The 23,458-nt window shown below is 70.6% G+C and carries 22 protein-coding genes; 21 read left to right on the top strand and 1 reads right to left on the bottom strand.

All coding sequences use genetic code 11. The features are described 5' to 3' along the window. Positions 1-215: 215 nt before the first annotated feature. The 15 genes from rpsD (at position 216) to nusB (ending at position 14,537) form a co-directional block, all read left to right on the top strand. Positions 216-830 carry a 30S ribosomal protein S4 gene (gene rpsD / locus ACYVMZ_RS10785; protein ID WP_365674060.1) on the top strand — a complete coding sequence of 205 codons (615 nt, stop codon included), beginning with the start codon at positions 216-218 and terminating at the stop codon, positions 828-830. Between the two features lie 195 nt (positions 831-1,025). Continuing rightward, positions 1,026-1,484 (top strand): DUF948 domain-containing protein, encoded by a 459-nt coding sequence (locus ACYVMZ_RS10780; protein ID WP_461078073.1) that lies wholly within the window; start codon positions 1,026-1,028, stop codon positions 1,482-1,484. Between the two features lie 6 nt (positions 1,485-1,490). Then, the gene (locus tag ACYVMZ_RS10775) at positions 1,491-1,862 is read left to right on the top strand and encodes a hypothetical protein (protein WP_461078071.1); all 372 of its coding nucleotides are present in this window, start codon (positions 1,491-1,493) and stop codon (positions 1,860-1,862) included. After that, positions 1,862-4,534 carry an alanine--tRNA ligase gene (gene alaS / locus ACYVMZ_RS10770; RefSeq protein WP_461078069.1) on the top strand — a complete coding sequence of 891 codons (2,673 nt, stop codon included), beginning with the start codon at positions 1,862-1,864 and terminating at the stop codon, positions 4,532-4,534. The genes ACYVMZ_RS10775 and alaS overlap by 1 nt, the downstream gene beginning before the upstream one ends. Before the next feature lie 15 nt (positions 4,535-4,549). Next, a complete protein-coding gene (ruvX, locus tag ACYVMZ_RS10765; RefSeq protein WP_461078067.1) occupies positions 4,550-5,014 on the top strand; it encodes a Holliday junction resolvase RuvX in 465 nt (154 codons plus the stop codon). Between the two features lie 121 nt (positions 5,015-5,135). After that, positions 5,136-6,827: an endolytic transglycosylase MltG gene (gene mltG / locus ACYVMZ_RS10760; protein ID WP_461078065.1), complete on the top strand. Its 1,692-nt coding sequence runs from the start codon at positions 5,136-5,138 to the stop codon at positions 6,825-6,827. A gap of 10 nt (positions 6,828-6,837) precedes the next feature. Next, entirely contained in the window at positions 6,838-7,665 is an 828-nt protein-coding gene (locus tag ACYVMZ_RS10755) for a shikimate dehydrogenase (RefSeq protein WP_461078063.1), read from the top strand. Positions 7,666-7,713: 48 nt separating this feature from the next. After that, positions 7,714-8,112 carry a hypothetical protein gene (locus ACYVMZ_RS10750; protein ID WP_461078061.1) on the top strand — a complete coding sequence of 133 codons (399 nt, stop codon included), beginning with the start codon at positions 7,714-7,716 and terminating at the stop codon, positions 8,110-8,112. 180 nt (positions 8,113-8,292) lie between these two features. Further along, positions 8,293-9,477: a chorismate synthase gene (aroC, locus tag ACYVMZ_RS10745; RefSeq protein WP_461078059.1), complete on the top strand. Its 1,185-nt coding sequence runs from the start codon at positions 8,293-8,295 to the stop codon at positions 9,475-9,477. Continuing rightward, a complete protein-coding gene (locus ACYVMZ_RS10740; RefSeq protein WP_461078057.1) occupies positions 9,474-9,989 on the top strand; it encodes a shikimate kinase in 516 nt (171 codons plus the stop codon). Before aroC ends, ACYVMZ_RS10740 begins: the two co-directional genes overlap by 4 nt. Beyond that, positions 9,986-11,077 (top strand): 3-dehydroquinate synthase, encoded by a 1,092-nt coding sequence (gene aroB / locus ACYVMZ_RS10735; RefSeq protein ID WP_461078055.1) that lies wholly within the window; start codon positions 9,986-9,988, stop codon positions 11,075-11,077. The genes ACYVMZ_RS10740 and aroB overlap by 4 nt, the downstream gene beginning before the upstream one ends. A 227-nt stretch (positions 11,078-11,304) precedes the next feature. After that, the gene (locus tag ACYVMZ_RS10730) at positions 11,305-12,180 is read left to right on the top strand and encodes a Pro-rich N-terminal domain-containing protein (protein ID WP_461078053.1); all 876 of its coding nucleotides are present in this window, start codon (positions 11,305-11,307) and stop codon (positions 12,178-12,180) included. A 193-nt stretch (positions 12,181-12,373) separates the two neighbouring features. Further along, positions 12,374-13,486, top strand: coding sequence for an aminopeptidase P family protein (locus ACYVMZ_RS10725; protein WP_461078051.1), 1,113 nt, complete (start codon positions 12,374-12,376; stop codon positions 13,484-13,486). 47 nt (positions 13,487-13,533) lie between these two features. After that, a complete protein-coding gene (gene efp / locus ACYVMZ_RS10720; RefSeq protein ID WP_461078049.1) occupies positions 13,534-14,100 on the top strand; it encodes an elongation factor P in 567 nt (188 codons plus the stop codon). A 2-nt stretch (positions 14,101-14,102) separates the two neighbouring features. Continuing rightward, the gene (nusB, locus tag ACYVMZ_RS10715) at positions 14,103-14,537 is read left to right on the top strand and encodes a transcription antitermination factor NusB (RefSeq protein WP_461078047.1); all 435 of its coding nucleotides are present in this window, start codon (positions 14,103-14,105) and stop codon (positions 14,535-14,537) included. A 172-nt stretch (positions 14,538-14,709) separates the two neighbouring features. Here the strand turns inward: nusB and bldD are convergent, their stop codons facing one another. Beyond that, positions 14,710-15,213: a transcriptional regulator BldD gene (gene bldD, locus ACYVMZ_RS10710; protein WP_086170636.1), complete on the bottom strand. Its 504-nt coding sequence runs from the start codon at positions 15,211-15,213 to the stop codon at positions 14,710-14,712. Positions 15,214-15,488: 275 nt separating this feature from the next. Between bldD and pyrR the strand changes: the two genes are divergently transcribed. The 6 genes from pyrR (at position 15,489) to carB (ending at position 23,424) form a co-directional block, all read left to right on the top strand. Beyond that, entirely contained in the window at positions 15,489-16,049 is a 561-nt protein-coding gene (gene pyrR, locus ACYVMZ_RS10705; protein ID WP_461078044.1) for a bifunctional pyr operon transcriptional regulator/uracil phosphoribosyltransferase PyrR, read from the top strand. A 105-nt stretch (positions 16,050-16,154) separates the two neighbouring features. After that, positions 16,155-17,132 carry an aspartate carbamoyltransferase catalytic subunit gene (locus ACYVMZ_RS10700; RefSeq protein ID WP_461078042.1) on the top strand — a complete coding sequence of 326 codons (978 nt, stop codon included), beginning with the start codon at positions 16,155-16,157 and terminating at the stop codon, positions 17,130-17,132. Between the two features lie 5 nt (positions 17,133-17,137). Beyond that, positions 17,138-18,424 carry a dihydroorotase gene (locus tag ACYVMZ_RS10695; RefSeq protein ID WP_461078040.1) on the top strand — a complete coding sequence of 429 codons (1,287 nt, stop codon included), beginning with the start codon at positions 17,138-17,140 and terminating at the stop codon, positions 18,422-18,424. Then, the gene (locus ACYVMZ_RS10690; RefSeq protein ID WP_461078038.1) at positions 18,421-18,984 is read left to right on the top strand and encodes a PH-like domain-containing protein; all 564 of its coding nucleotides are present in this window, start codon (positions 18,421-18,423) and stop codon (positions 18,982-18,984) included. Before ACYVMZ_RS10695 ends, ACYVMZ_RS10690 begins: the two co-directional genes overlap by 4 nt. Then, the gene (carA, locus tag ACYVMZ_RS10685) at positions 18,981-20,123 is read left to right on the top strand and encodes a glutamine-hydrolyzing carbamoyl-phosphate synthase small subunit (protein ID WP_461078036.1); all 1,143 of its coding nucleotides are present in this window, start codon (positions 18,981-18,983) and stop codon (positions 20,121-20,123) included. Before ACYVMZ_RS10690 ends, carA begins: the two co-directional genes overlap by 4 nt. Continuing rightward, entirely contained in the window at positions 20,116-23,424 is a 3,309-nt protein-coding gene (gene carB, locus ACYVMZ_RS10680; protein ID WP_461078034.1) for a carbamoyl-phosphate synthase large subunit, read from the top strand. The genes carA and carB overlap by 8 nt, the downstream gene beginning before the upstream one ends. Positions 23,425-23,458 lie beyond the last annotated feature (34 nt).

The following is a 23,458-nucleotide window of genomic DNA, read 5'->3' as shown; positions in this document are numbered from 1 at the left end:
CGCACCGTCGAACGGTGTCGCGGGCAGCCCACCACCACCCGGAGCTCCGGGAGAGGTCGGTGGGCACTCGCGTGCTGCACGTATGTGCCCAGACCAGGGGAGCGGCTGCCCCGCAGGTCCCTCTCCGGACCCGCAGGGTTTCCCCGGCTGCGGATGCGACCTCCCCTAACCCTGGTGAAGCCGTATTCGCACAGAAAAATCGAGGTGTTTGGTTCATGGCGAACCAGTCCCGCCCCAAGGTCAAGAAGTCGCGTGCCCTCGGTATCGCGCTGACCCCGAAGGCCGTCAAGTACTTCGAGGCCCGCCCCTACCCGCCGGGTGAGCACGGCCGCGGCCGCAAGCAGAACTCGGACTACAAGGTCCGTCTGCTGGAGAAGCAGCGCCTGCGCGCTCAGTACGACATCTCCGAGCGCCAGCTGGTCCGCGCCTACGAGCGTGCGTCCAAGGTGCAGGGCAAGACCGGTGAGGCCCTGATCGTGGAGCTGGAGAAGCGCCTCGACGCGCTGGTCCTGCGCTCCGGCATCGCCCGCACGATCTACCAGGCCCGCCAGATGGTCACCCACGGCCACATCCAGGTCAACGGCAAGAAGGTCGACAAGCCCTCCTTCCGTGTCCGCCCGGACGACGTCGTGCAGGTCCGCGACCGCAGCAAGGACAAGACGCTCTTCCAGATCGCCCGTGAGGGCGGCTTCGCCCCCGACGGCGAGACCCCCCGCTACCTGCAGGTGAACCTCAAGGCCCTGGCGTTCCGCCTGGACCGCGAGCCGAACCGCAAGGAGATCCCGGTGGTCTGCGACGAGCAGCTCGTCGTCGAGTACTACGCCCGCTGACCCCAGCAGGCGAGCGGTACCCCAGCCCGCCGTCTCCCCGCTCTTCCGGGCGGGCGAGGCGGCGGGTTTGCGCATGTCCGAAGCTTTCCGCCCGCGGACGGTAATCCGGTACGGAGCCCCACCCCCGGCGCGATAGGCTCGTGGCACGACTTTCTCGATGTTCAGGCAGATGTTCAGGCACGTTTCAGGGAGCGGGTGCACACAGTGTCCGGTGGAGAGGTGGCCGGAATCCTGGTGGCCGTGTTCTGGGCGATCCTGGTCTCCTTCCTCGCCGTCGCGCTGGCGAGGCTGGCCCAGACGCTCAGGGCGACCACCAAGCTCGTGGCGGACGTGACCGACCAGGCCGTCCCGCTGCTGGCCGACGCCTCCGCGGCGGTGCGCTCCGCGCAGACCCAGATCGACCGCGTGGACGCGATCGCCTCCGACGTCCAGGAGGTCACGTCGAACGCCTCCGCGCTGTCGACCACCGTCGCCTCCACCTTCGGCGGCCCCCTGGTCAAGGTCGCGGCCTTCGGCTACGGCGTGCGCCGGGCCATCGCCGGCCGCAAGGAGGAGGACGCGCCCGCCAAGGCATCGAGGCGCACCGTCATCGTGGGCCGCACCGTCCCGGCCGCGCGGCGGACGAAGCGGAACCCCAGGGGAAAGAGGGACTGACCCAGCATGTTCCGCCGTACGTTCTGGTTCACCACCGGCGTCGCCGCCGGAGTGTGGGCCACCACCAAGGTCAACCGGAAGCTGAAGCAGCTGACCCCCGAGCACCTCGCCCACGCCGCGGCGAACAAGGCGATCGAGGCCGGTCACCGGCTGAAGGACCGCGCGGTCGGCTTCGCGCTCGACGTCCGCGACAACATGGCCCAGCGGGAGGCCGAGCTGGGAGACGCGCTCGGGATCAACGCCCCCGTCGCCGACCACGAGCTCCCGGCACCCCGGCGGTACGCCGCCATCGAGAACCACAACAGCCCGAAGTACGTCGAGGGTTCGACGTACCAGACGTACTCGCACAACTCGTACAACCGGAATGAGGACCACTGATGGAGTCGGCTGAGATCCGCCGTCGCTGGCTGAGCTTCTTCGAGGAGCGCGGGCACACCGTCGTCCCTTCGGCGTCGCTCATCGCGGACGACCCGACTCTGCTCCTCGTCCCCGCCGGCATGGTGCCCTTCAAGCCCTACTTCCTGGGTGAGGTCAAGCCGCCGTTCCCGCGCGCCACCAGCGTGCAGAAGTGCGTCCGTACGCCCGACATCGAAGAGGTCGGCAAGACCACGCGGCACGGCACGTTCTTCCAGATGTGCGGCAACTTCTCCTTCGGCGACTACTTCAAGGAAGGCGCCATCAAGCTCGCCTGGGAGCTGCTCACCACGCCCCAGGACAAGGGCGGTTACGGCCTCGACCCCGAGCGCCTGTGGATCACCGTCTACAAGGACGACGACGAGGCCGAGCGCATCTGGCACGAGGTCGTCGGTGTGCCCAAGGAGCGCATCCAGCGCCTGGGCATGAAGGACAACTACTGGTCCATGGGCGTGCCCGGACCGTGCGGCCCCTGCTCCGAGATCAACTACGACCGCGGCCCCGAGTTCGGCGTCGAGGGCGGCCCCGCCGTCAACGACGAGCGGTACGTGGAGATCTGGAACCTCGTCTTCATGCAGTACGAGCGCGGCGAGGGCACCGGCAAGGACGACTTCGAGATCCTCGGCGACCTGCCGAGCAAGAACATCGACACCGGTCTCGGCCTCGAACGGCTCGCCATGATTCTGCAGGGCGTGCAGAACATGTACGAGATCGACACCTCGATGGCCGTCATCAACAAGGCCACCGAGCTGACCGGCGTCCGCTACGGCGACGCCCACGACTCGGACGTCTCCCTGCGCGTGGTCACCGACCACATGCGCACCGCCACCATGCTCATCGGCGACGGCGTGACCCCCGGCAACGAGGGCCGCGGCTACGTGCTGCGCCGCATCATGCGCCGCGCCATCCGCAACATGCGCCTGCTCGGCGCCACCGGCCCGGTGGTCAAGGACCTCATCGACGTCGTCATCGGCATGATGGGCCAGCAGTACCCCGAGCTCATCACCGACCGCGAGCGCATCGAGAAGGTCGCCCTCGCCGAGGAGAACGCCTTCCTCAAGACGCTGAAGGCCGGCACCAACATCCTCGACACCGCCGTGTCCGAGACCAAGGCCGCCGGCGGCACCGTCCTGCCCGGCGACAAGGCCTTCCTGCTCCACGACACCTGGGGCTTCCCGATCGACCTCACCCTGGAGATGGCCGCCGAGCAGGGGCTGTCCGTGGACGAGGAGGGCTTCCGCCGCCTGATGAAGGAGCAGCGGGAGCGCGCCAAGGCCGACGCCCAGGCCAAGAAGACCGGCCACGCCGACCTCGGCGCCTACCGTGAGATCGCCGACCGGGCCGGCGCCACCGACTTCATCGGCTACACCGACACCGAGGGCGAGTCCACGATCGTCGGCATCCTCGTCGACGGCATCTCCTCCCCGGCCGCCACCGAGGGCGACGAGGTCGAGATCGTCCTGGACCGCACCCCGTTCTACGCCGAGGGCGGCGGCCAGATCGGCGACACCGGCCGCATCAAGACCGACGCCGGTGCCGTCATCGAGGTCCGCGACTGCCAGAAGCCGGTCCCGGGCGTGTACGTCCACAAGGGCGTCGTCCAGGTCGGCGAGATCACCGTCGGCGCCAAGGCCCACGCCTCGATCGACGCCCGCCGCCGCAAGGCCATCGCCCGCGCCCACTCGGCCACGCACCTCACCCACCAGGCCCTGCGCGACGCCCTCGGCCCGACGGCCGCCCAGGCCGGTTCCGAGAACCAGCCCGGCCGCTTCCGCTTCGACTTCGGCTCGCCGTCCGCCGTACCGCAGACGGTCATGCTCGACGTCGAGCAGAAGATCAACGAGGTGCTCGCCCGCGACCTCGACGTGCGTGCCGACATCATGAGCATCGACGATGCCAAGAAGCAGGGCGCCATCGCCGAGTTCGGCGAGAAGTACGGCGAGCGGGTCCGGGTCGTCACCATCGGCGACTTCTCCAAGGAGCTGTGCGGTGGTACGCACGTGCACAACACCGCCCAGCTGGGCCTGGTGAAGCTGCTCGGCGAGTCGTCCATCGGCTCGGGTGTCCGCCGTATCGAGGCCCTGGTCGGAGTGGACGCCTACAGCTTCCTCGCCCGCGAGCACACGGTCGTCAACCAGCTCACCGAACTGCTCAAGGGCCGCCCGGAGGAACTGCCGGAGAAGGTCTCCGCCATGCTCGGCAAGCTGAAGGACGCCGAGAAGGAGATCGAGAAGTTCCGCGCCGAGAAGGTGCTGCAGGCCGCCGCCGGACTCGCCGAGTCCGCCAAGGACGTCCGTGGCGTCGCCGTCGTCACCGGCCAGGTCCCCGACGGCACCACCGCCGACGACCTGCGCAAGCTGGTCCTCGACGTGCGCGGCCGCATCCAGGGCGGCCGGGCCGCCGTGGTCGCCCTGTTCACGGTCAACAACGGCAAGCCGCTGACGGTCATCGCCACCAACGAGGCCGCCCGCGAGCGCGGCCTCAAGGCCGGCGAGCTGGTCCGCACGGCCGCCAAGACCCTCGGCGGCGGCGGTGGCGGCAAGCCGGACGTCGCCCAGGGCGGCGGCCAGAACCCGGCCGCCGTCGGCGAGGCCGTCGACGCCGTCGAGCGCCTCGTGGCCGAGACCGCCAAGTAGGAATCGGTCAAGAAGATGCGCAGAGGACGTCGACTCGCGCTCGACGTCGGGGACGCCCGTATCGGGGTCGCCTCGTGCGACCCCGACGGGATCCTCGCCACCCCGGTCGAGACCGTACCCGGACGTGACATCCCGGCAGCCCAGCGCCGGTTGAAGCAACTCGTCGAGGAGTACGAGCCGATCGAGGTCGTCGTCGGTCTCCCGCGCTCCCTCAAGGGGGGCGAGGGCCCGGCCGCCGTCAAGGTCCGCGGCTTCGCCCAGGAACTCGCACGCATGATCGGGCCCGTTCCGGTGAGACTTGTCGACGAACGCATGACAACGGTGACGGCCAGTCAGGGACTGCGCGCCTCGGGCGTGAGGTCCAAGAAGGGCCGCTCCGTGATCGATCAGGCGGCAGCGGTGGTCATCCTGCAGCAGGCGCTCGAATCCGAACGGGTGTCAGGTAAAGCACCCGGCGAGGGCGTCGAAGTGGTCATCTGATCGCGATACGGTAACGTTCCGCGCGATGCGGCGGCATTCGAACAGCCGCCGCACCACAAGAGGCGGGACGGGAGCCGAGCCGGAAGCCGCGCGACCGCCGCCTCGCGGCTCTAGGGGATCGATGACTGAGTATGGCCGGGGCCAAGGCTCCGAACCGTGGCATCCGGAGGACCCGTTGTACGGGGACGGCGGATGGGGAGGGCAGCAGGCCCAGGTGGGTCAGCAGTCCCCCTACGGCGGCCAGCCGCAGCACTATCCAGAGCAGTCGCAGCAGCCGCAGTACGGCGACTGGGGCTCCGGCGAGCAGGCCGGATACGGTCAGGCGCAGCAGCAGTACCCGTACGACCAGCAGCAGTACACGGCCCAGGGACATCAGCAGGGCCACGGGCACGAGCAGGGCCACGGACACCAGCAGCCGTACGACAACGGCGGCGGCTGGTCCGACGGCACGCACCAGCACGTCCAGTACCCCGCCGATGCGGGAGACCCGTACGGGCAGCACGCCGACCCGTACGGCGGGAACCAGCCCGACTACTACGGCACGCCGGACGCCTATCCGCCACCGGAGCCGCCCAGCCGGCGTCGTGCCGAGCCGGAACCGGAAACGGACTGGGACCCGGGCCCCGACCAGGGCGAACACGCCTTCTTCGCGGGGGACGACGGTGCGGAAGAAGGCGACGAGCCGGGGGACCGCCGCGGGCGCGGTGACCGGCGGGGCCGCGGCGGAAAGGGCAAGAAGGGGCGCAACGGCGTCGCCTGCCTGGTGGTCGTCCTGGTCTTCGGCGGCGGTATCGCCGGTGTGGGCTACTTCGGGTACCAGTTCTACCAGGATCGTTTCGCCGCCGCCCCGGACTTCGCGGGGGACGGCAACGGCCAGCAGGTGACCGTCGAGATCCCTGGGGGCGCGAACGGCTACGAGATCGGCCGGCTGCTGAAGGCGGCGGGCGTCGTCAAGAGCGTCGACGCCTTCGTCGCGGCCCAGAGCAGCAACCCGCAGGGCAAGACCATCCAGGACGGCGTCTACACGCTGCAGAAGCAGATGTCGGCCGCGAGCGCGGTCGAACTGATGCTCAGTCCGGAGAGCCGGAACAACCTGATCATCGCCGAGGGCAGGCGCAACGTCGACATCTACCGGCTCATCGACAAGCGGCTGGAGCTCAAGGACGGCACCACCGCCGAGGTCGCCAAGAAGGACTGGAAGAACCTCGGCCTGCCCGACTGGGCGATGAACCGCGAGAACGTCAAGGATCCGCTGGAAGGGTTCCTCTACCCCTCCAGCTACGGCGTCACCAAGGGCCAGAAGCCCGAGGCCGTCCTGAAGCAGATGGTGGCGCGGGCCACCGAGACGTACCGCAAGCTGGGCGTCGAGACGAAGGCCGAGAGTCTCGGGCTAGAGGACCCCTGGCAGCTGATCACCGTCGCGAGCCTGGTCCAGGCCGAGGGCACCAGCCACGCCGACTTCCGCAAGATGGCCGAGGTCGTCTACAACCGGATGAAGCCCGGAAACCCGCAGACCAACGGCATGCTGGAGTTCGACTCCACGTACAACTACATCAAGAACCAGAGCAAGATCGATCTGAGTCTGAGCGAGCTGCGGTCCTACGACAACCCGTACAACACGTACTTCCACAAGGGCCTGCCGCCCGGACCGATCGACAACCCCGGTGAGGACGCCATCAAGGGCGCCCTCAACCCGACGGATGAGGGCTGGTACTACTTCATCTCGCTCGACGGGAAGACCAGCAAGTTCACCAAGACGAACGCCGAGCACCAGAAGCTGGTCGACCAGTTCAACGCCTCGAGGAACAACTGAGGAACCCCTGATGGCCGCACGCCGACGAGCCGCCGTTCTCGGCTCCCCGATCGCCCACTCCCTCTCCCCGGTGCTGCACCGCGCGGCGTACGCCGAGCTGGGCCTTCAGGGCTGGACGTACGACCGTTTCGAGGTCGACGAGGACGCGCTGCCGGGCTTCGTCGAGACGCTCGGGCCCGAGTGGGCGGGGCTCTCGCTGACCATGCCGTTGAAGCGGGCCGTGATCCCGCTGCTCGACGAGATCAGCGAGACCGCGGCCTCGGTCGACGCGGTCAACACCGTCGTCTTCACTCAGGACGGCCGCAGGACCGGCGACAACACCGACATCCCCGGCATGGTCGCGGCCCTGCGCGAGCACGGCATCGACAAGGTGGACGCCGCGGCGATCCTCGGCGCGGGCGCGACCGCCTCGTCCGCGCTGGCCGCGTTGTCCCGGATCTGTTCGGGCGAGGTGGTCGTGTACGTGCGCAGCGCGGCCCGGGCCGCGGAGATGCGGCAGTGGGCCGAGCGGCTGGACGTCGCCGTGCGCATCGCCGACTGGGCGGACGCCGAGCAGGCGCTGCGGGCCCCGCTGGTCATCGCCACCACCCCGACCGGCGTCACCGACGCCCTCGCCCAGGCCGTCCCGGAGCGCCCGGCGGCCCTCTTCGACGTGCTGTACGACCCCTGGCCGACCGTCCTCGCGGCCCGCTGGTCGGCGTACGGCGGCGCTGTCGTCAGCGGCCTCGACCTGCTGGTGCACCAGGCCGTGCTGCAGGTCGAGCAGATGACGGGGCGTGCCCCGGCCCCGCTGGACGCCATGCGAAAAGCGGGCGAGCGCGCTCTCGCGGACCGCTAGGATCCCTGTTCGGTTCCGCAGGGGGCGGAACGGGAGGGGGAGCGATTCATGTCCGCAGGCGTGCCTCTGGCGTCCGGCAAGGGTGAGATATTCGAGGCCCTGCTGTGGTTCCTGCCCGACTGGGCGCAGATGACGGTGCTCGCGCTGATCGTTCTCGCCGTTGTGGCGTCCTGGGTCATCAAGGTGAAGCGCAAGATCGCCTACCGGCGCGCGGTGCGCAACGGACAGCCCGTCCACGCGGCGGCCCAGTACGGGCAGGGGAGAGGCGCCGACCACCTGGGCGCCTACGCGCCACAGCAGGGCAGCGGCGCCGGCCATCTCGGTGTGTACGCCCCGCAGGCTCAGCAGCCGCAGCCGCAGCCGCAGCCGCAGCCGCAGCCGAGCGGTGCCGACTTCCTCGACGCGTACGCTCCGCAGCGGGGCCAGGGGCAGGGCGGCCAGGTCTGACACCCGCCTCCCGCACCTGACAGAGTCCGTCCGCCTGATGGACCGGCGGCCGGGTCCGGGGCCCGGACGTGGGAGGATCGGAGGTGGCGGGCCGGGGCCGCGCACCCGGTCGAGCCGTCGCCGTGCGCGAGGACGCGCGCACGAAGGGCAGTACCAGGGCGCGAGCACTGAGGAGCACCGTTGAGCAGGTTGCGCTGGCTGACCGCGGGGGAGTCCCACGGTCCCGCACTCGTCGCGACGCTGGAGGGTCTTCCCGCCGGCGTGCCGATCACCACGGACATGGTGGCGGACCATCTCGCGAGGCGGCGGCTGGGCTATGGGCGCGGTGCCCGGATGAAGTTCGAACGCGACGAGGTCACCTTCCTCGGCGGTGTCCGGCACGGCCTGACCCTCGGTTCCCCGGTCGCGGTCATGGTGGGCAACACCGAGTGGCCGAAGTGGGAGCAGGTCATGGCGGCCGACCCGGTGGACCCGGAGATCCTCGCCGGCCTGGCTCGCAACGCCCCGCTGACCCGGCCCCGTCCCGGTCACGCCGACCTCGCCGGCATGCAGAAGTACGGCTTCGACGAGGCCCGGCCGGTCCTGGAGCGCGCCTCCGCCCGGGAGACCGCGGCCCGTGTGGCGCTGGGCGCGGTGGCCCGGTCGTACCTGAAGGAGACGACCGGCATCGAGATCGTCTCTCACGTCGTGGAGCTGGCGGGGGCGAAGGCGCCGTACGGCGTGTACCCGACCCCCGCCGACGTCGAGAAGCTGGACGCGGACCCGGTGCGCTGCCTGGACGCGGACGCGTCGAAGGCGATGGTCGCCGAGATCGACCAGGCCCACAAGGACGGCGACACCCTCGGCGGCGTGGTCGAGGTGCTGGCGTACGACGTGCCGGTGGGCCTCGGCTCGCACGTGCACTGGGACCGGCGGCTCGACGCCCGCCTCGCGGCGGCGCTCATGGGCATCCAGGCGATCAAGGGCGTCGAGGTCGGCGACGGCTTCGACCTGGCGCGCGTGCCCGGCTCCCAGGCGCACGACGAGATCGTCACCACGCCCGAGGGCATCAAGCGGGCCACGGGCCGCTCCGGCGGTACCGAGGGCGGTCTGTCCACGGGTGAGCTGCTGCGGGTGCGGGCCGCGATGAAGCCGATCGCGACCGTGCCGCGGGCGCTGCAGACGGTGGACGTCACCACGGGCGAGCCCGCCCAGGCGCACCACCAGCGCTCCGACGTGTGCGCGGTCCCGGCGGCCGGCATCGTCGCCGAGGCGATGGTGGCGCTGGTGCTGGCGGACGCGGTGGCGGAGAAGTTCGGCGGCGACTCGGTGACCGAGACCCGGCGCAACGTCCGTTCCTACCTCGACAACCTGGCCATCCGATGAGCGCACCGCTGATCGTCCTGGTCGGGCCGATGGGCGTGGGCAAGTCCACGGTCGGGCGGCTGCTGGCCGAGCGGCTCGGCACGGGCTACCGGGACACCGACGACGACATCGTCGCCGAGCAGGGGCGTTCGATCGCGGACATCTTCGTCGAGGAGGGCGAGCCGGCCTTCCGCGCGATCGAGAAGCGGGCCGTGCACAAGGCGCTCGCCGAACACGTCGGCGTGCTGGCGCTGGGCGGCGGGTCCGTCCTCGACGACGACACGCGCGCCCTGCTGGCCGGGCAGCGGGTCGTGTACCTGTCGATGGACGTCGACGAGGCGGTCAAGCGCACCGGCCTGAACGCGGCCCGGCCGCTGCTGGCGGTCAACCCGCGCAAGCAGTGGCGCGAGCTGATGGAAGCCCGCCGGCATCTGTACGAGGAGGTCGCCACCGCCGTCGTGGCCACCGACGGCCGCACCCCCGAAGAGGTCACCCAAGCCGCCCTGGACGCACTGGAGTTGAAGGAAGCATGAGCGAGGCAGTCACCCGGATCCAGGTCGGCGGCACGGCGGGCACCGACCCGTACGAGGTCCTGGTGGGCCGTCAACTGCTCGGCGAACTGGCCGGGTTGATCGGCACCAAGGCCAAGCGGGTCGCGGTCGTCCACCCCGAGGCGCTGGGCGAGACCGGTGACGCGCTGCGCGACGACCTGGCCGAGCAGGGCTACGAGGCGGTCGCCATCCAGGTGCCCAATGCCGAGGAGGCCAAGACCGCCGAGGTCGCCGCTTACTGCTGGAAGGCGCTCGGCCAGTCCGGCTTCACCCGTACCGACGTCATCGTCGGCGTCGGCGGCGGCGCGACCACCGACCTGGCCGGCTTCGTCGCCGCGACCTGGCTGCGCGGCGTGCGCTGGATCGCCATCCCGACCACCGTCCTGGCGATGGTGGACGCGGCGGTCGGCGGCAAGACCGGCATCAACACCGCCGAGGGCAAGAATCTCGTCGGCGCCTTCCACCCGCCCGCCGGTGTCCTGTGCGACCTGGCCGCACTCGACTCCCTCCCGGTCAACGACTACGTCTCCGGGCTCGCGGAGGTCATCAAGGCCGGCTTCATCGCCGACCCGGTGATCCTTGACCTCATCGAGGAGGACCCGCAGGCGGCGCGCACTCCGTCCGGGCCGCACACCGCCGAGCTCATCGAGCGCTCCATCCGCGTCAAGGCCGACGTCGTGTCGTCCGACCTGAAGGAGTCGGGCCTCAGGGAGATCCTCAACTACGGCCACACCCTGGGGCATGCCATCGAGAAGAACGAGCGCTACCAGTGGCGCCACGGCGCGGCGGTCTCCGTCGGCATGCACTTCGCCGCCGAACTCGGCCGCCTCGCGGGCCGCCTGGACGACGCGACCGCCGACCGCCATCGCACCATCCTCGAATCGGTCGGGCTGCCGCTGCACTACCGCTACGACCAGTGGCCCAAGCTGCTGGAGGCCATGAGGGTCGACAAGAAGTCCCGCGGTGACCTGCTGCGGTTCATCGTCCTGGACGGTCTCGCCAAGCCCACCGTCCTGGAGGGCCCCGACCCGGCCGTGCTCCTCGCCGCGTACGGCGAGGTGGGTCAGTGAGCACGGCTCAGTAAGCAGGGCGAGGTGCGTCGGTAAGCCCTGCGGCGGAATCGGGTCGGTAAGCCCTGCGACACGCCTTCCGCCCGATTTCGCCTTGCGGCACCGGGCACTTCGGGCCGCCCCCGGCCGTTTCACACAACGAACGCCGGGGACGGTACCGTTCGGTAGCGAGCGGGGTGGCCCCGCTGTCAGCGCCCATTCGCCTGTACGAGACGGAGTGGCACCGGATGCAGCACGCAGTGGGTTCTCCGCTGCCGCCGCCCCACCAGCCGGGGCACGGACCGGCCGCCGGCTGGTCGCCGGCCGCACATCACCCGGGTTCGCACCACCCGGGTACGCACCAGGGTCCCGCCCCCGTGCCCCCGCCGCCCCCGGCACCGGGCTACCCCGCGCCTCCGCCCGGGCAGACGCCGCACCCCACCGTCCCGCAGCACGCCCAGGTCCCTCCGGCACCGGACACCACCGGCCACGTCCCCCTGCCGCCCGGCGGCCCCGTCGCCGCGCCCAGCGCGCCCCCTGCCACGGCCGCGGCCCCCGACCTGACCACCATTACCCTCGCGGTGCTGCTCATCGGCCCCGCGGGCGCGGGCAAGACGAGCGTCGCCAAGTACTGGGCGGACCACCGCCGGGTCCCCACCGCCCACATCAGCCTCGACGACGTACGCGAATGGGTGCGCTCGGGCTTCGCCGACCCGCAGTCCGGGTGGAACGACAACTCCGAGGCCCAGTACCGCCTCGCCCGCCGCACCTGCGGCTTCGCCGCGCGCAACTTCCTCGCCAACGGCATCTCCTGCATCCTCGACGACGCCGTCTTCCCCGACCGTCCCGTCGTCGGCCTCGGCGGCTGGAAGCGGCACGTCGGCCCCGGCCTGCTGCCGGTCGTCCTCCTCCCCGGCCTGGACATAGTCCTGGAGCGCAACGCCGAACGCACGGGCAACCGCCGCCTCAGCGACGAGGAGGTCGCCCGCATCCACGGCCGCATGGCCGGCTGGTACGGCTCCGGCCTGCCGATCATCGACAACTCCCAGCTCGACGTGCCCGAGACGGCGCGGGTGCTGGACGATGTCCTGGCACGCGCGATCGCCAGCCCACCCAAGTGGTGAGTGCCGGGGACTGAGCCGACCTGAGGGGGCGCGGGGAACTGCGCGACAAGCCTCCACGACCCGCAGACGGCACACGACCCCACGTGGCAACCCGTCTCCCGAGCTGGACCTCTCCCCACTCTCACCATCAGGACACCGCCCACTCAGACGCCCTCAACCGGCACCAAACCGGCGGAGCTCGTAGGCTCGGCTCATGTCAGAGGTGTACGCGGCCCGCCGGACGCGGCTACGGGAATGCTGCAACGCGGGCGGCAGCGCGGCGGCGCTCGTCTCCCGCCCCGCCAATGTGCGCTATCTCGCGGGCGCCGCCCCGCACGGCGCCGTCCTGCTGCTGGGCAGGGCCGAGGACCAGGATCTCCTGGTCTGCGGTGACCCGCCGGACGACCGCCCCACGCAGCCACGGCCCGACGAGGCCCTCCGCGTGCACGCCGTGCCCGGAAACGACGGTGACCCGGCCGTCGCCGCCGCCGACCTCGCCGCGGCCCAGGGCGCCGACTCCCTCGCCGTGGAGGAGCACCACCTCACCGTGGCCCGGCACCGCGCCATCGCCTCGGTCGTCCCGTGGCTGCGCCTGGCCAACCTCGGCTGCGCGGTCGAACAGCTCAGGGTGGTCAAGGACGAGGAGGAGATCTCCTGCCTGCGCATCGGCGCCGAGATCGCCGACCAGGCCCTCGGTGAGCTGCTGGAATCCATCCTCGTGGGCCGCACCGAGCGCCACCTCGCCCTGGAGCTCGAGCGCCGCCTCGTCGACCACGGCGCCGACGGCCCCGCCTTCCCGACCTCCGTCGCCACCGGCCCGAACGCCGGCAGACGTGCCCACCGGCCCACGGACCGCCGCGTCGAGGAAGGCGACTTCCTCTCCGTCTGCCTCGGCGCGACGTACCGCGGCTACCGCTGCGAGATCGGCCGTACGTTCGTCATCGGCACGGCTCCCGCCGACTGGCAGATCGAGCTGTACGACGTGGTCTTCGCAGCCCAGCGCGCCGGCCGGGAGGCCCTGGCCCCCGGCGCCGCCTGCCGCGACGTGGACCGCGCCGCACGCCAGGTGCTGGACTCCGCCGGGTACACCGAAGGCCTCCCTCGCCTCACTGGTCACGGCGTCGGGCTCGAAATCGACGAGGACCCTCAGTTGAGTCCCGCGGCCATGGGTAAACTGGACGCTTGCGTGCCGGTCACCGTCGAACCGGGGGTCCACCTCCCGGGCCGGGGCGGTGTCCGGATCGATGACACGCTCGTCGTACGCCCCGAGGCGGACGGCGGTCCCGAGCTACTCACCATCACGACCAAGGAGCTGCTCGCGTTGTAGGCGCGTGCCCCGGGGTCGTCCACGTCAGTCCAGGAGATTCCGCAACCGTGGCTTCCACGAACGACCTCAAGAACGGCATGGTGCTCAAGCTCGAAGGCGGCCAGCTCTGGTCCGTCGTCGAGTTCCAGCACGTCAAGCCCGGCAAGGGCCCGGCCTTCGTGCGCACCAAGCTCAAGAACGTGCTCTCCGGCAAGGTCGTCGACAAGACCTTCAACGCCGGCGTCAAGGTCGAGACCGCCACTGTCGACAAGCGCGACATGCAGTTCTCCTACATGGACGGCGACTACTTCGTCTTCATGGACCTGGAGACCTACGACCAGCTGCACATCGACCGCAAGGTCGTCGGCGACGCCGCCAACTTCCTCGTCGAGGGCTTCGAGGCCACCGTCGCCCAGCACGAGGGCGAGGTGCTCTTCGTCGAGCTTCCGGCCGCCGTCGAGCTGACCGTCGCCGAGACCGAGCCGGGCGTCCAGGGCGACCGCTCCACCGGCGGCACCAAGCCCGCCACGCTGGAGACCGGCCACCAGATCCAGGTCCCGCTCTTCATCACCACCGGCGAGAAGATCAAGGTCGACACCCGCAGCAGCGACTACCTCGGCCGGGTGAACAGCTAACCGTGGCTGCCCGCAACACGGCTCGCAAGCGCGCCTTCCAGATCCTCTTCGAGGGCGACCAGCGCGACGCCGACGTCCTGACGGTCCTCGCGGACTGGATCCGGCACTCCCGGACCGACACCCGGCAGCCGCCGGTGAGCGAGTACACGATGCAGCTGGTCGAGGGCTACGCGAAGTACGCGCAGCGCATCGACGAGCTGATCGCGCAGTACTCGGTCGGCTGGACGCTCGACCGGATGCCGGTCGTGGACCGCAACATCCTGCGTCTCGGTGCCTACGAGCTGATCTGGGTCGACGAGACCCCGGACGCCGTCGTCCTCGACGAGATGGTGCAGCTGGCGAAGGAGTTCTCCACGGACGAGTCGCCCTCGTTCGTCAACGGCCTGCTCGGCCGTCTGAAGGAACTCAAGCCCTCGCTGCGCCGGGACGAGGCCTGAGAGACACCACATGCCGGAGGGCCCGCAGCAGGTCTGCTGCGGGCCCTCCGGCGTTCCCGTACCGCTGTGGCCTCTGAGGCCCGCAGAACGCCGTCGGGGTGGCCGGAACCATGTGGTTCCGGCCACCCCGACGGTACGTTTCTGCTCAGCCCTCACCGGGCCTGTGGTGCGGTCAGCTCTCCTCGTGGGTCGCCACCGCGCGGCGCGCGTCCGCGTCCAGGACGCCCCAGCTGATCAGCTGCTCGGTGAGGACCGAGGGCGACTGGTCGTAGATGACGGCGAGAGTGCGCAGGTCGTCCTGGCGGATCGAGAGCACCTTGCCGTTGTAGTCACCGCGCTGCGACTGGATCGTGGCCGCGTAGCGCTGCAGCGGGCCCGCCTTCTCGGCCGGCACGGTGGCCAGCCGCTCCAGGTCCAGGACCAGCTTCGGCGGCGGCTCGGCCGCGCCACCCGGGGTGGTGCCCGGCAGCAGCTCCTGCACGGGAACGCCGTAGAAATCCGCCAGCTCGGCGAGGCGCTGCACGGTCACGGCGCGGTCGCCGCGCTCGTACGAACCGACCACGACCGCCTTCCAGCGTCCCTGGGACTTCTCCTCGACACCGTGGAGGGAAAGGCCCTGCTGGGTGCGGATCGCCCGGAGCTTGGCCCCGAGCTGTTTGGCGTATTCGCTGGACATATAGCTCCCCGGCACTGTGTCGACGCGACTGGCTTGGTTTCCAGACCGCGCGGCTGGTAACTCACTGTGAGGTTACGCAGCGTTACTCTGGCGCGTCAAGCCGAATGGTCCACACCGACTCTTCCGTGCTAGTGGCAGCCCATTGCGCCACGTGGGTGACAGGGGAGCGGCAGGGGGGTGATCCGGGGTGTCGTCCCGGCCTGCTACCGTGGATGGCGCAATCCCGACGTCCTTTAAGGTCCGTCCCGTGAGGCGGAGAAGGAGGTCCGTTTCGTATGGACACGCAAGCGTCCGATGCGAGGCCTGTTCTCGAAGGCCCTGACATCGCGCGGGTGCTGACCCGCATCGCCCACGAGATCGTCGAGCGCGCCAAGGGCGCCGACGACGTGGTGCTCCTCGGCATTCCCACCCGGGGCGTCTTCCTCGCCCAGCGGCTCGCCGCCAAGCTGGAGCAGATCACCGAGCGCAAGGTCCCGGTGGGCTCCCTCGACATCACCATGTACCGCGACGACCTGCGCATGCAGCCGCCGCGGGCGCTCGCCCGCACCGAGATCCCCGGTGACGGCATCGACGGCCGTCTGGTCGTCCTCGTCGACGACGTGCTCTTCTCCGGCCGCACCATCCGCGCCGCCCTCGACGCCCTGAACGACATCGGGCGTCCGCGTGCGGTGCAGCTCGCGGTCCTCGTCGACCGCGGCCACCGCGAACTGCCCATCCGCGCCGACTACGTCGGCAAGAACCTCCCCACGTCGCTGCGGGAGACGGTCAAGGTCCAGCTCGCCGAGGAGGACGGTCGCGACACCGTGCTGCTCGGTGTCAAGCAGGCCGCCCAGTAGCCCTGCACGGCGTACGGCCGCTGTCGTGCGCCCGGCTCCGTGCGCCCCGGCGCGCGCCCGTCTGCCCGATATCTTCCGAATGAACTGCCTTACGGAGCCTGACAGATGCAGCGTCATCTCATCTCGGCCGCCGACCTCACCCGCGACGACGCCGTCCTGATCCTCGACACCGCCGAGGAGATGGCCCGGGTCGCCGACCGGCCGATCAAGAAGCTGCCGACCCTGCGCGGCCGCACGATCGTCAACCTCTTCTTCGAGGACTCCACCCGTACCCGGATCTCCTTCGAGGCCGCCGAGAAGCGGCTGTCCGCGGACGTCATCAACTTCTCGGCCAAGGGGTCGTCGGTGTCGAAGGGGGAGTCGCTGAAGGACACCGCCCAGACCCTGGAGGCGATGGGTGTCGACGCCGTCGTCATCCGGCACGGCGCCTCCGGTGCCCCGTACCGCCTCGCCAACTCCGGCTGGATCGACGCCGCCGTCATCAACGCCGGCGACGGCACCCACCAGCACCCCACCCAGGCCCTCCTGGACGCCTTCACGATGCGCCGTCGGCTGGTCGGCCGGGACGCCGGGATCGGCCAGGACCTCGCCGGCAAGCGCATCACGATCGTCGGCGACGTCCTGCACAGCCGGGTCGCCCGCTCCAACGTCGACCTGCTGCACACCCTCGGCGCCGAGGTCACCCTCGTCGCCCCGCCGACCCTGCTGCCGATCGGCATCGAGACCTGGCCCTGCGAGGTCTCGTACGACCTGGACAGCACGCTGCCCAAGTCCGACGCGGTGATGATGCTGCGCGTGCAGCGCGAGCGCATGAACGCCGCCTTCTTCCCGACCGAGCGCGAGTACTCGCGGCGCTACGGCCTCGACGGCGACCGCATGGCGCGGATGCCCGAGCACGCCATCGTGATGCACCCCGGCCCGATGGTCCGCGGCATGGAGATCACCGCCGAGGTCGCCGACTCCGGCCGCTGCACCGTCGTCGAGCAGGTCGCCAACGGGGTGTCCACCCGGATGGCCGTGCTGTACCTGCTGCTCGGCGGCAACGAACCCGCCGTCACCGCCCCCCGTACCGAGGAGAAGTGAAGTACATGAGCAAGACCCTGATCCGTGGTGCGAAGGTGCTCGGCGGCGAGCCGCGGGACGTGCTGATCGACGGCCAGACCATCGCCGAGGTGGGCACCGGCCTGCCGGCCGAGGGCGCCGAGGTCGTCGATGCCGACGGCAAGGTGCTGCTGCCGGGCCTGGTCGACCTGCACACCCACCTGCGCGAGCCGGGGCGCGAGGACTCCGAGACGGTCCTGACCGGCACGCGCGCGGCCGCCTCCGGTGGCTACACCGCCGTGTTCGCCATGGCCAACACCTTCCCGGTCGCCGACACCGCCGGCGTCGTCGAGCAGGTCTGGCGGCTCGGCCAGGAACACGGCTACTGCGACGTGCGGCCGATCGGTGCCGTCACGGTCGGGCTGGAGGGCAGCAAGCTCGCCGAGCTGGGCGCCATGCACGAGTCGGCGGCGGGCGTGACCGTCTTCTCCGACGACGGCAAGTGCGTGCACGACGCGCAGATCATGCGCCGGGCCCTGGAGTACGTGAAGGCCTTCGACGGCGTCGTCGCCCAGCACGCGCAGGAGCCGCGGCTGACCGAGGGCGCCCAGATGAACGAGGGCGTCGTCTCCGCCGAGCTGGGCCTCGGGGGATGGCCGGCGGTGGCCGAGGAATCGATCATCGCCCGGGATGTCCTGCTCGCCGACCACGTCGGCTCCCGCGTCCACATCTGCCACCTGTCGACCGCCGGTTCCGTCGACATCGTCCGCTGGGCCAAGTCCCGCGGCATCCAGGTCACCGCCGAAGTCACCCCGCACCACCTGCTCCTCACCGACGAGCTGGTGCGGACGTACAACCCGGTCTACAAGGTGAACCCGCCGCTGCGCACCGAGCGCGACGTGATGGCGCTGCGCGAGGCGCTCGCCGACGGCACGATCGACATCGTCGCCACCGACCACGCCCCGCACCCGCACGAGGACAAGGACTGCGAGTGGGCCGCGGCCGCCATGGGCATGGTGGGCCTGGAGACCGCGTTGTCAGTGGTCCAGGAGACCATGGTCGACACGGGCCTGCTGGACTGGGCCGGCGTCGCCGACCGGATGTCCTTCAAGCCCGCGCAGATCGGACAGGCCCAGGGACACGGCCGTCCCGTCTCGGCAGGTGAGCCCGCCAACCTCACCCTCGTCGACACGGCATACCGTGGCCCTGTGGACCCCGCGGGCTTCGCCTCGCGCAGCCGCAACACCCCGTACGAGGGCCGCGAGCTGCCGGGCCGTGTCACGCACACGTGGCTCCGGGGCAAGGCCACGCTCGTCGACGGGAAGCTCACGTGACACCTGCAATCCTGATCGCCGCCGGAGAGAAGTCGGCACCGGTCACCGACTGGGCCGCCCGCCTCGGCTGGGTCGTCGGCCTCGCCCTCTTCGTCGCACTCGTCTACTGGCTGATGCGCGAGGGCTGGAAGTGGCGCGGCACCCTCCAGGGCGACCTGCCCCCGCTGCCCGGCGCACCGGCCGACCCCGGCCCGGCCAGACTGACCATGAGCGGCCGCTACCACGGCTCCACCACCGCCGGGCAGTGGCTCGACCGGATCGTCGCGCACGGCCTGGGCACCCGCAGCCGGGTGGAGCTCACCCTGACGGACGCGGGACTGGACGTCGTACGCCCCGGTGCGACCGACTTCTTCATCCCGGCGGGCGCGCTGCGCGAGGCCCGGCTCGACAAGGGCATCGCCGGAAAGGTGCTCACCGAGGGCGGTCTGCTCGTCGTGACCTGGGCACACGGCGACAAGCTGATCGACTCCGGCTTCCGCTCCGACCGCGCGGCCGAGCACAACGAATGGGTCGACACCCTGAACCAGATGACCACCACGACGGAAGGCGCCGAACGATGACGACCTCCACCAGGGGAGCTGCCAAGACTCCCGCCGTACTCGTCCTGGAGGACGGCCGGATCTTCCGCGGCCGTGCCTACGGGGCCGTGGGGGAGACCTTCGGCGAAGCGGTCTTCTCCACCGGCATGACCGGCTACCAGGAGACCCTGACCGACCCGTCGTACCACCGCCAGGTCGTCGTGATGACCGCCCCGCACGTCGGCAACACCGGCGTCAACGACGAGGACCCCGAGTCCAAGCGCATCTGGGTCGCCGGATACGTCGTGCGCGACCCCGCGCGCGTGCCGTCCAGCTGGCGCGCCAAGCGCACGCTGGACGAGGAGCTGGCCGCCCAGGGTGTCGTCGGGATCTCCGGCATCGACACCCGCGCCCTCACCCGGCACCTGCGCGAACGCGGCGCCATGCGCGTCGGCATCTTCTCCGGAGACGCCATCAAGGACGACGCCACGCTCCTCGCGCGCGTGCAGGAAGTCCCCCCGATGAAGGGCGCCGACCTCTCCGCCGAGGTCGCCACCACCGAGCCGTACGTCGTCCCCGCCATCGGTGAGAAGAAGTTCACCGTGGCCGCCGTCGACCTCGGCATCAAGGGCATGACCCCGCACCGCATGGCCGAGCGCGGCATCGAGGTGCACGTACTGCCCGCCACGGCGACCGTGGAGGACGTGTACGCCGTGAACCCCGACGGGGTGTTCTTCTCCAACGGCCCGGGCGACCCCGCCACCGCCGACCACCCCGTCGCCCTGATGCAGGGCGTCCTGGAGCGCGGCACGCCGCTGTTCGGCATCTGCTTCGGCAACCAGATCCTGGGCCGCGCGCTCGGCTTCGGCACCTACAAGCTGAAGTACGGCCACCGCGGCATCAACCAGCCGGTGCAGGACCGTACGACCGGCAAGGTCGAGGTCACCGCGCACAACCACGGCTTCGCCGTCGACGCCCCGCTCGACAAGGTTTCCGACACCCCCTACGGCCGCGCCGAGGTCTCCCACGTCTGCCTCAACGACAACGTCGTGGAGGGCCTCCAGCTCCTCGACAAGCCGGCCTTCAGCGTCCAGTACCACCCCGAAGCGGCAGCCGGCCCGCACGACGCCGCCTACCTGTTCGACCGCTTCGTTTCCCTGATGGAGGGCCAGCGTGCCTAAGCGCACCGATATCCAGTCCGTCCTGGTCATCGGCTCCGGCCCGATCGTCATCGGCCAGGCCGCCGAGTTCGACTACTCCGGCACACAGGCGTGCCGCGTGCTGAAGGCCGAAGGCCTGCGCGTCATCCTCGTCAACTCCAACCCGGCGACGATCATGACCGACCCGGAGATCGCCGACGCCACCTACGTCGAGCCGATCACGCCCGAGTTCGTCGAGAAGATCATCGCCAAGGAGCGGCCGGACGCCCTGCTGCCCACCCTGGGCGGCCAGACGGCCCTGAACACCGCGATCTCGCTGCACGAGAACGGGGTCCTGGACAAGTACGGCGTCGAGCTGATCGGCGCCAACGTCGAGGCCATCCACAAGGGCGAGGACCGCGACCAGTTCAAGGACGTCGTGGAGGAGGTCCGCAAGAAGATCGGGCACGGCGAGTCCGCCCGCTCGGTCATCTGCCACTCCATGGACGAGGTCCTCGCCGGCGTCGACGAGCTCGGCGGCTACCCGGTCGTCGTCCGCCCCTCCTTCACCATGGGCGGCGCCGGTTCCGGCTTCGCGCACGACGAGGAGGAGCTGCGCCGCATCGCGGGCACCGGCCTCGCGCTCTCGCCGACCACCGAGGTGCTCCTGGAGGAGTCCATCCTCGGCTGGAAGGAGTACGAGCTGGAGCTGATGCGCGACAAGCACGACAACGTCGTGGTCGTCTGCACCATCGAGAACTTCGACCCCATGGGCGTGCACACGGGTGACTCGATCACGGTCGCCCCGGCGATGACCCTCACCGACCGCGAGTACCAGATCCTGCGCGACATCGGCATCGCCGTGATCCGCGAGGTCGGCGTCGACACCGGCGGCTGCAACATCCAGTTCGCCGTGAACCCGGTCGACGGCCGCGTGATCGTCATCGAGATGAACCCGCGCGTCTCGCGCTCGTCGGCGCTCGCCTCCAAGGCGACCGGCTTCCCGATCGCGAAGATCGCGGCCAAGCTCGCCGTCGGCTACACCCTCGACGAGATCCCCAACGACATCACGCAGGAGACCCCGGCCTCCTTCGAGCCGACCCTCGACTACGTGGTCGTCAAGGCACCGCGGTTCGCCTTCGAGAAGTTCCCGCAGGCCGACTCCACCCTCACCACCACCATGAAGTCGGTCGGCGAGGCCATGGCCATCGGCCGCAACTTCACCGAGGCCTTCCAGAAGGCACTGCGCTCGCTGGAGAAGAAGGGCAGCCAGTTCACGTTCGTCGGCGAGCCCGGCGACAAGGACGAGCTGCTGCGCGAGGCCGTCCGCCCCACCGACGGCCGTATCAACACCGTCATGCAGGCCATCCGCGCGGGCGCCACGCCGGAGGAGGTCTTCGAGTTCACGAAGATCGACCCGTGGTTCGTCGACCAGCTCTTCCTCATCAAGGAGATCGCCGACGACCTGGCCGCCGCGCCCGAGCTCACCCCCGACCTGCTCGCCGACGCCAAGCGGCACGGCTTCTCCGACCAGCAGATCGCCGAGATCCGCGGCCTGCGCGAGGACGTCGTCCGCGAGGTCCGGCACGCGCTGGGCATCCGCCCGGTCTACAAGACGGTCGACACCTGCGCCGCCGAGTTCGCCGCGAAGACGCCGTACTTCTACTCGTCCTACGACGAGGAGACCGAGGTCGCCCCGCGCGAGAAGCCGGCCGTGATCATCCTCGGCTCCGGCCCGAACCGCATCGGCCAGGGCATCGAGTTCGACTACTCCTGCGTCCACGCCTCCTTCGCGCTCAGCGACGCCGGGTACGAGACCGTGATGGTCAACTGCAACCCCGAGACCGTCTCCACGGACTACGACACCTCCGACCGCCTGTACTTCGAGCCGCTGACGCTCGAGGACGTGCTGGAGATCGTCCACGCCGAGCAGCAGGCCGGCCCGGTCGCGGGCGTCGTCGTCCAGCTCGGCGGCCAGACCCCGCTGGGCCTGTCGCAGGCGCTCAAGGACAACGGCGTGCCGATCGTCGGCACCTCCCCGGAGGCCATCCACGCCGCCGAGGACCGCGGCGCCTTCGGCCGCGTCCTGAAGGAGGCCGGCCTGCCCGCCCCCAAGCACGGCACGGCCACGACCTTCGCCGAGGCCAAGGCCATCGCCGACGAGATCGGCTACCCGGTGCTCGTGCGGCCGTCGTACGTCCTCGGCGGGCGCGGCATGGAGATCGTGTACGACGAGGCCCGCCTGGAGTCGTACATCGCCGAGTCGACCGAGATCAGCCCGTCCCGCCCGGTCCTCGTGGACCGCTTCCTGGACGACGCCATCGAGATCGACGTCGACGCGCTGTACGACGGCGAGGAGCTGTACCTCGGCGGTGTCATGGAGCACATCGAGGAGGCCGGCATCCACTCCGGCGACTCGGCGTGCGCCCTGCCCCCGATCACGCTGGGCGGCTTCGACATCAAGCGGCTGCGGGCCTCCACGGAGGCCATCGCGCGCGGCGTCGGGGTGCGCGGACTGATCAACATCCAGTTCGCGCTGGCCGGCGACATCCTGTACGTCCTGGAGGCCAACCCGCGCGCCTCGCGCACCGTCCCCTTCACCTCGAAGGCGACCGCGGTGCCGCTGGCGAAGGCCGCCGCCCGGATCTCCCTGGGCGCGACCATCGCCGAGCTGCGCGCCGAGGGCCTGCTCCCGGCCAACGGCGACGGCGGCGAGCTCCCGCTCGACGCGCCGATCTCCGTCAAGGAGGCCGTGATGCCGTGGTCGCGCTTCCGCGACATCCACGGCCGCGGCGTCGACACGGTCCTCGGCCCGGAGATGCGCTCCACGGGCGAGGTCATGGGCATCGACTCCGTCTTCGGCACGGCGTACGCCAAGTCGCAGGCGGGCGCCTACGGGCCGCTGCCGACCAAGGGTCGCGCCTTCATCTCGGTCGCCAACCGCGACAAGCGCTCGATGATCTTCCCGGCCCGCGAGCTGGTCGCGCACGGCTTCGAGCTGCTCGCCACGTCCGGCACGGCCGAGGTCCTCAAGCGCAACGGCATCAACGCCACGGTCGTGCGCAAGCAGTCCGAGGGCACGGGCCCGAACGGCGAGAAGACCATCGTCCAGCTCATCCACGACGGCGAGGTCGACCTCATCGTCAACACCCCGTACGGCACCGGCGGCCGCCTCGACGGCTACGACATCCGTACGGCGGCCGTGGCGCGGTCCGTGCCGTGCCTGACGACGGTCCAGGCGCTCGCCGCTGCGGTCCAGGGCATCGACGCCCTCAACCGCGGAGACGTGGGCGTCCGATCGCTCCAGGAACACGCGGAATTCCTGACCGCGGCCCGCGACTAGTAGCCCCGAGGGGGACACCGGAAACGGTGTCCCC

This window comes from Streptomyces deserti (assembly GCF_054782695.1).
The sequence above is the reverse complement of the archived record's forward strand: the minus strand, read 5'-3'. Positions and strand labels throughout refer to the sequence as shown.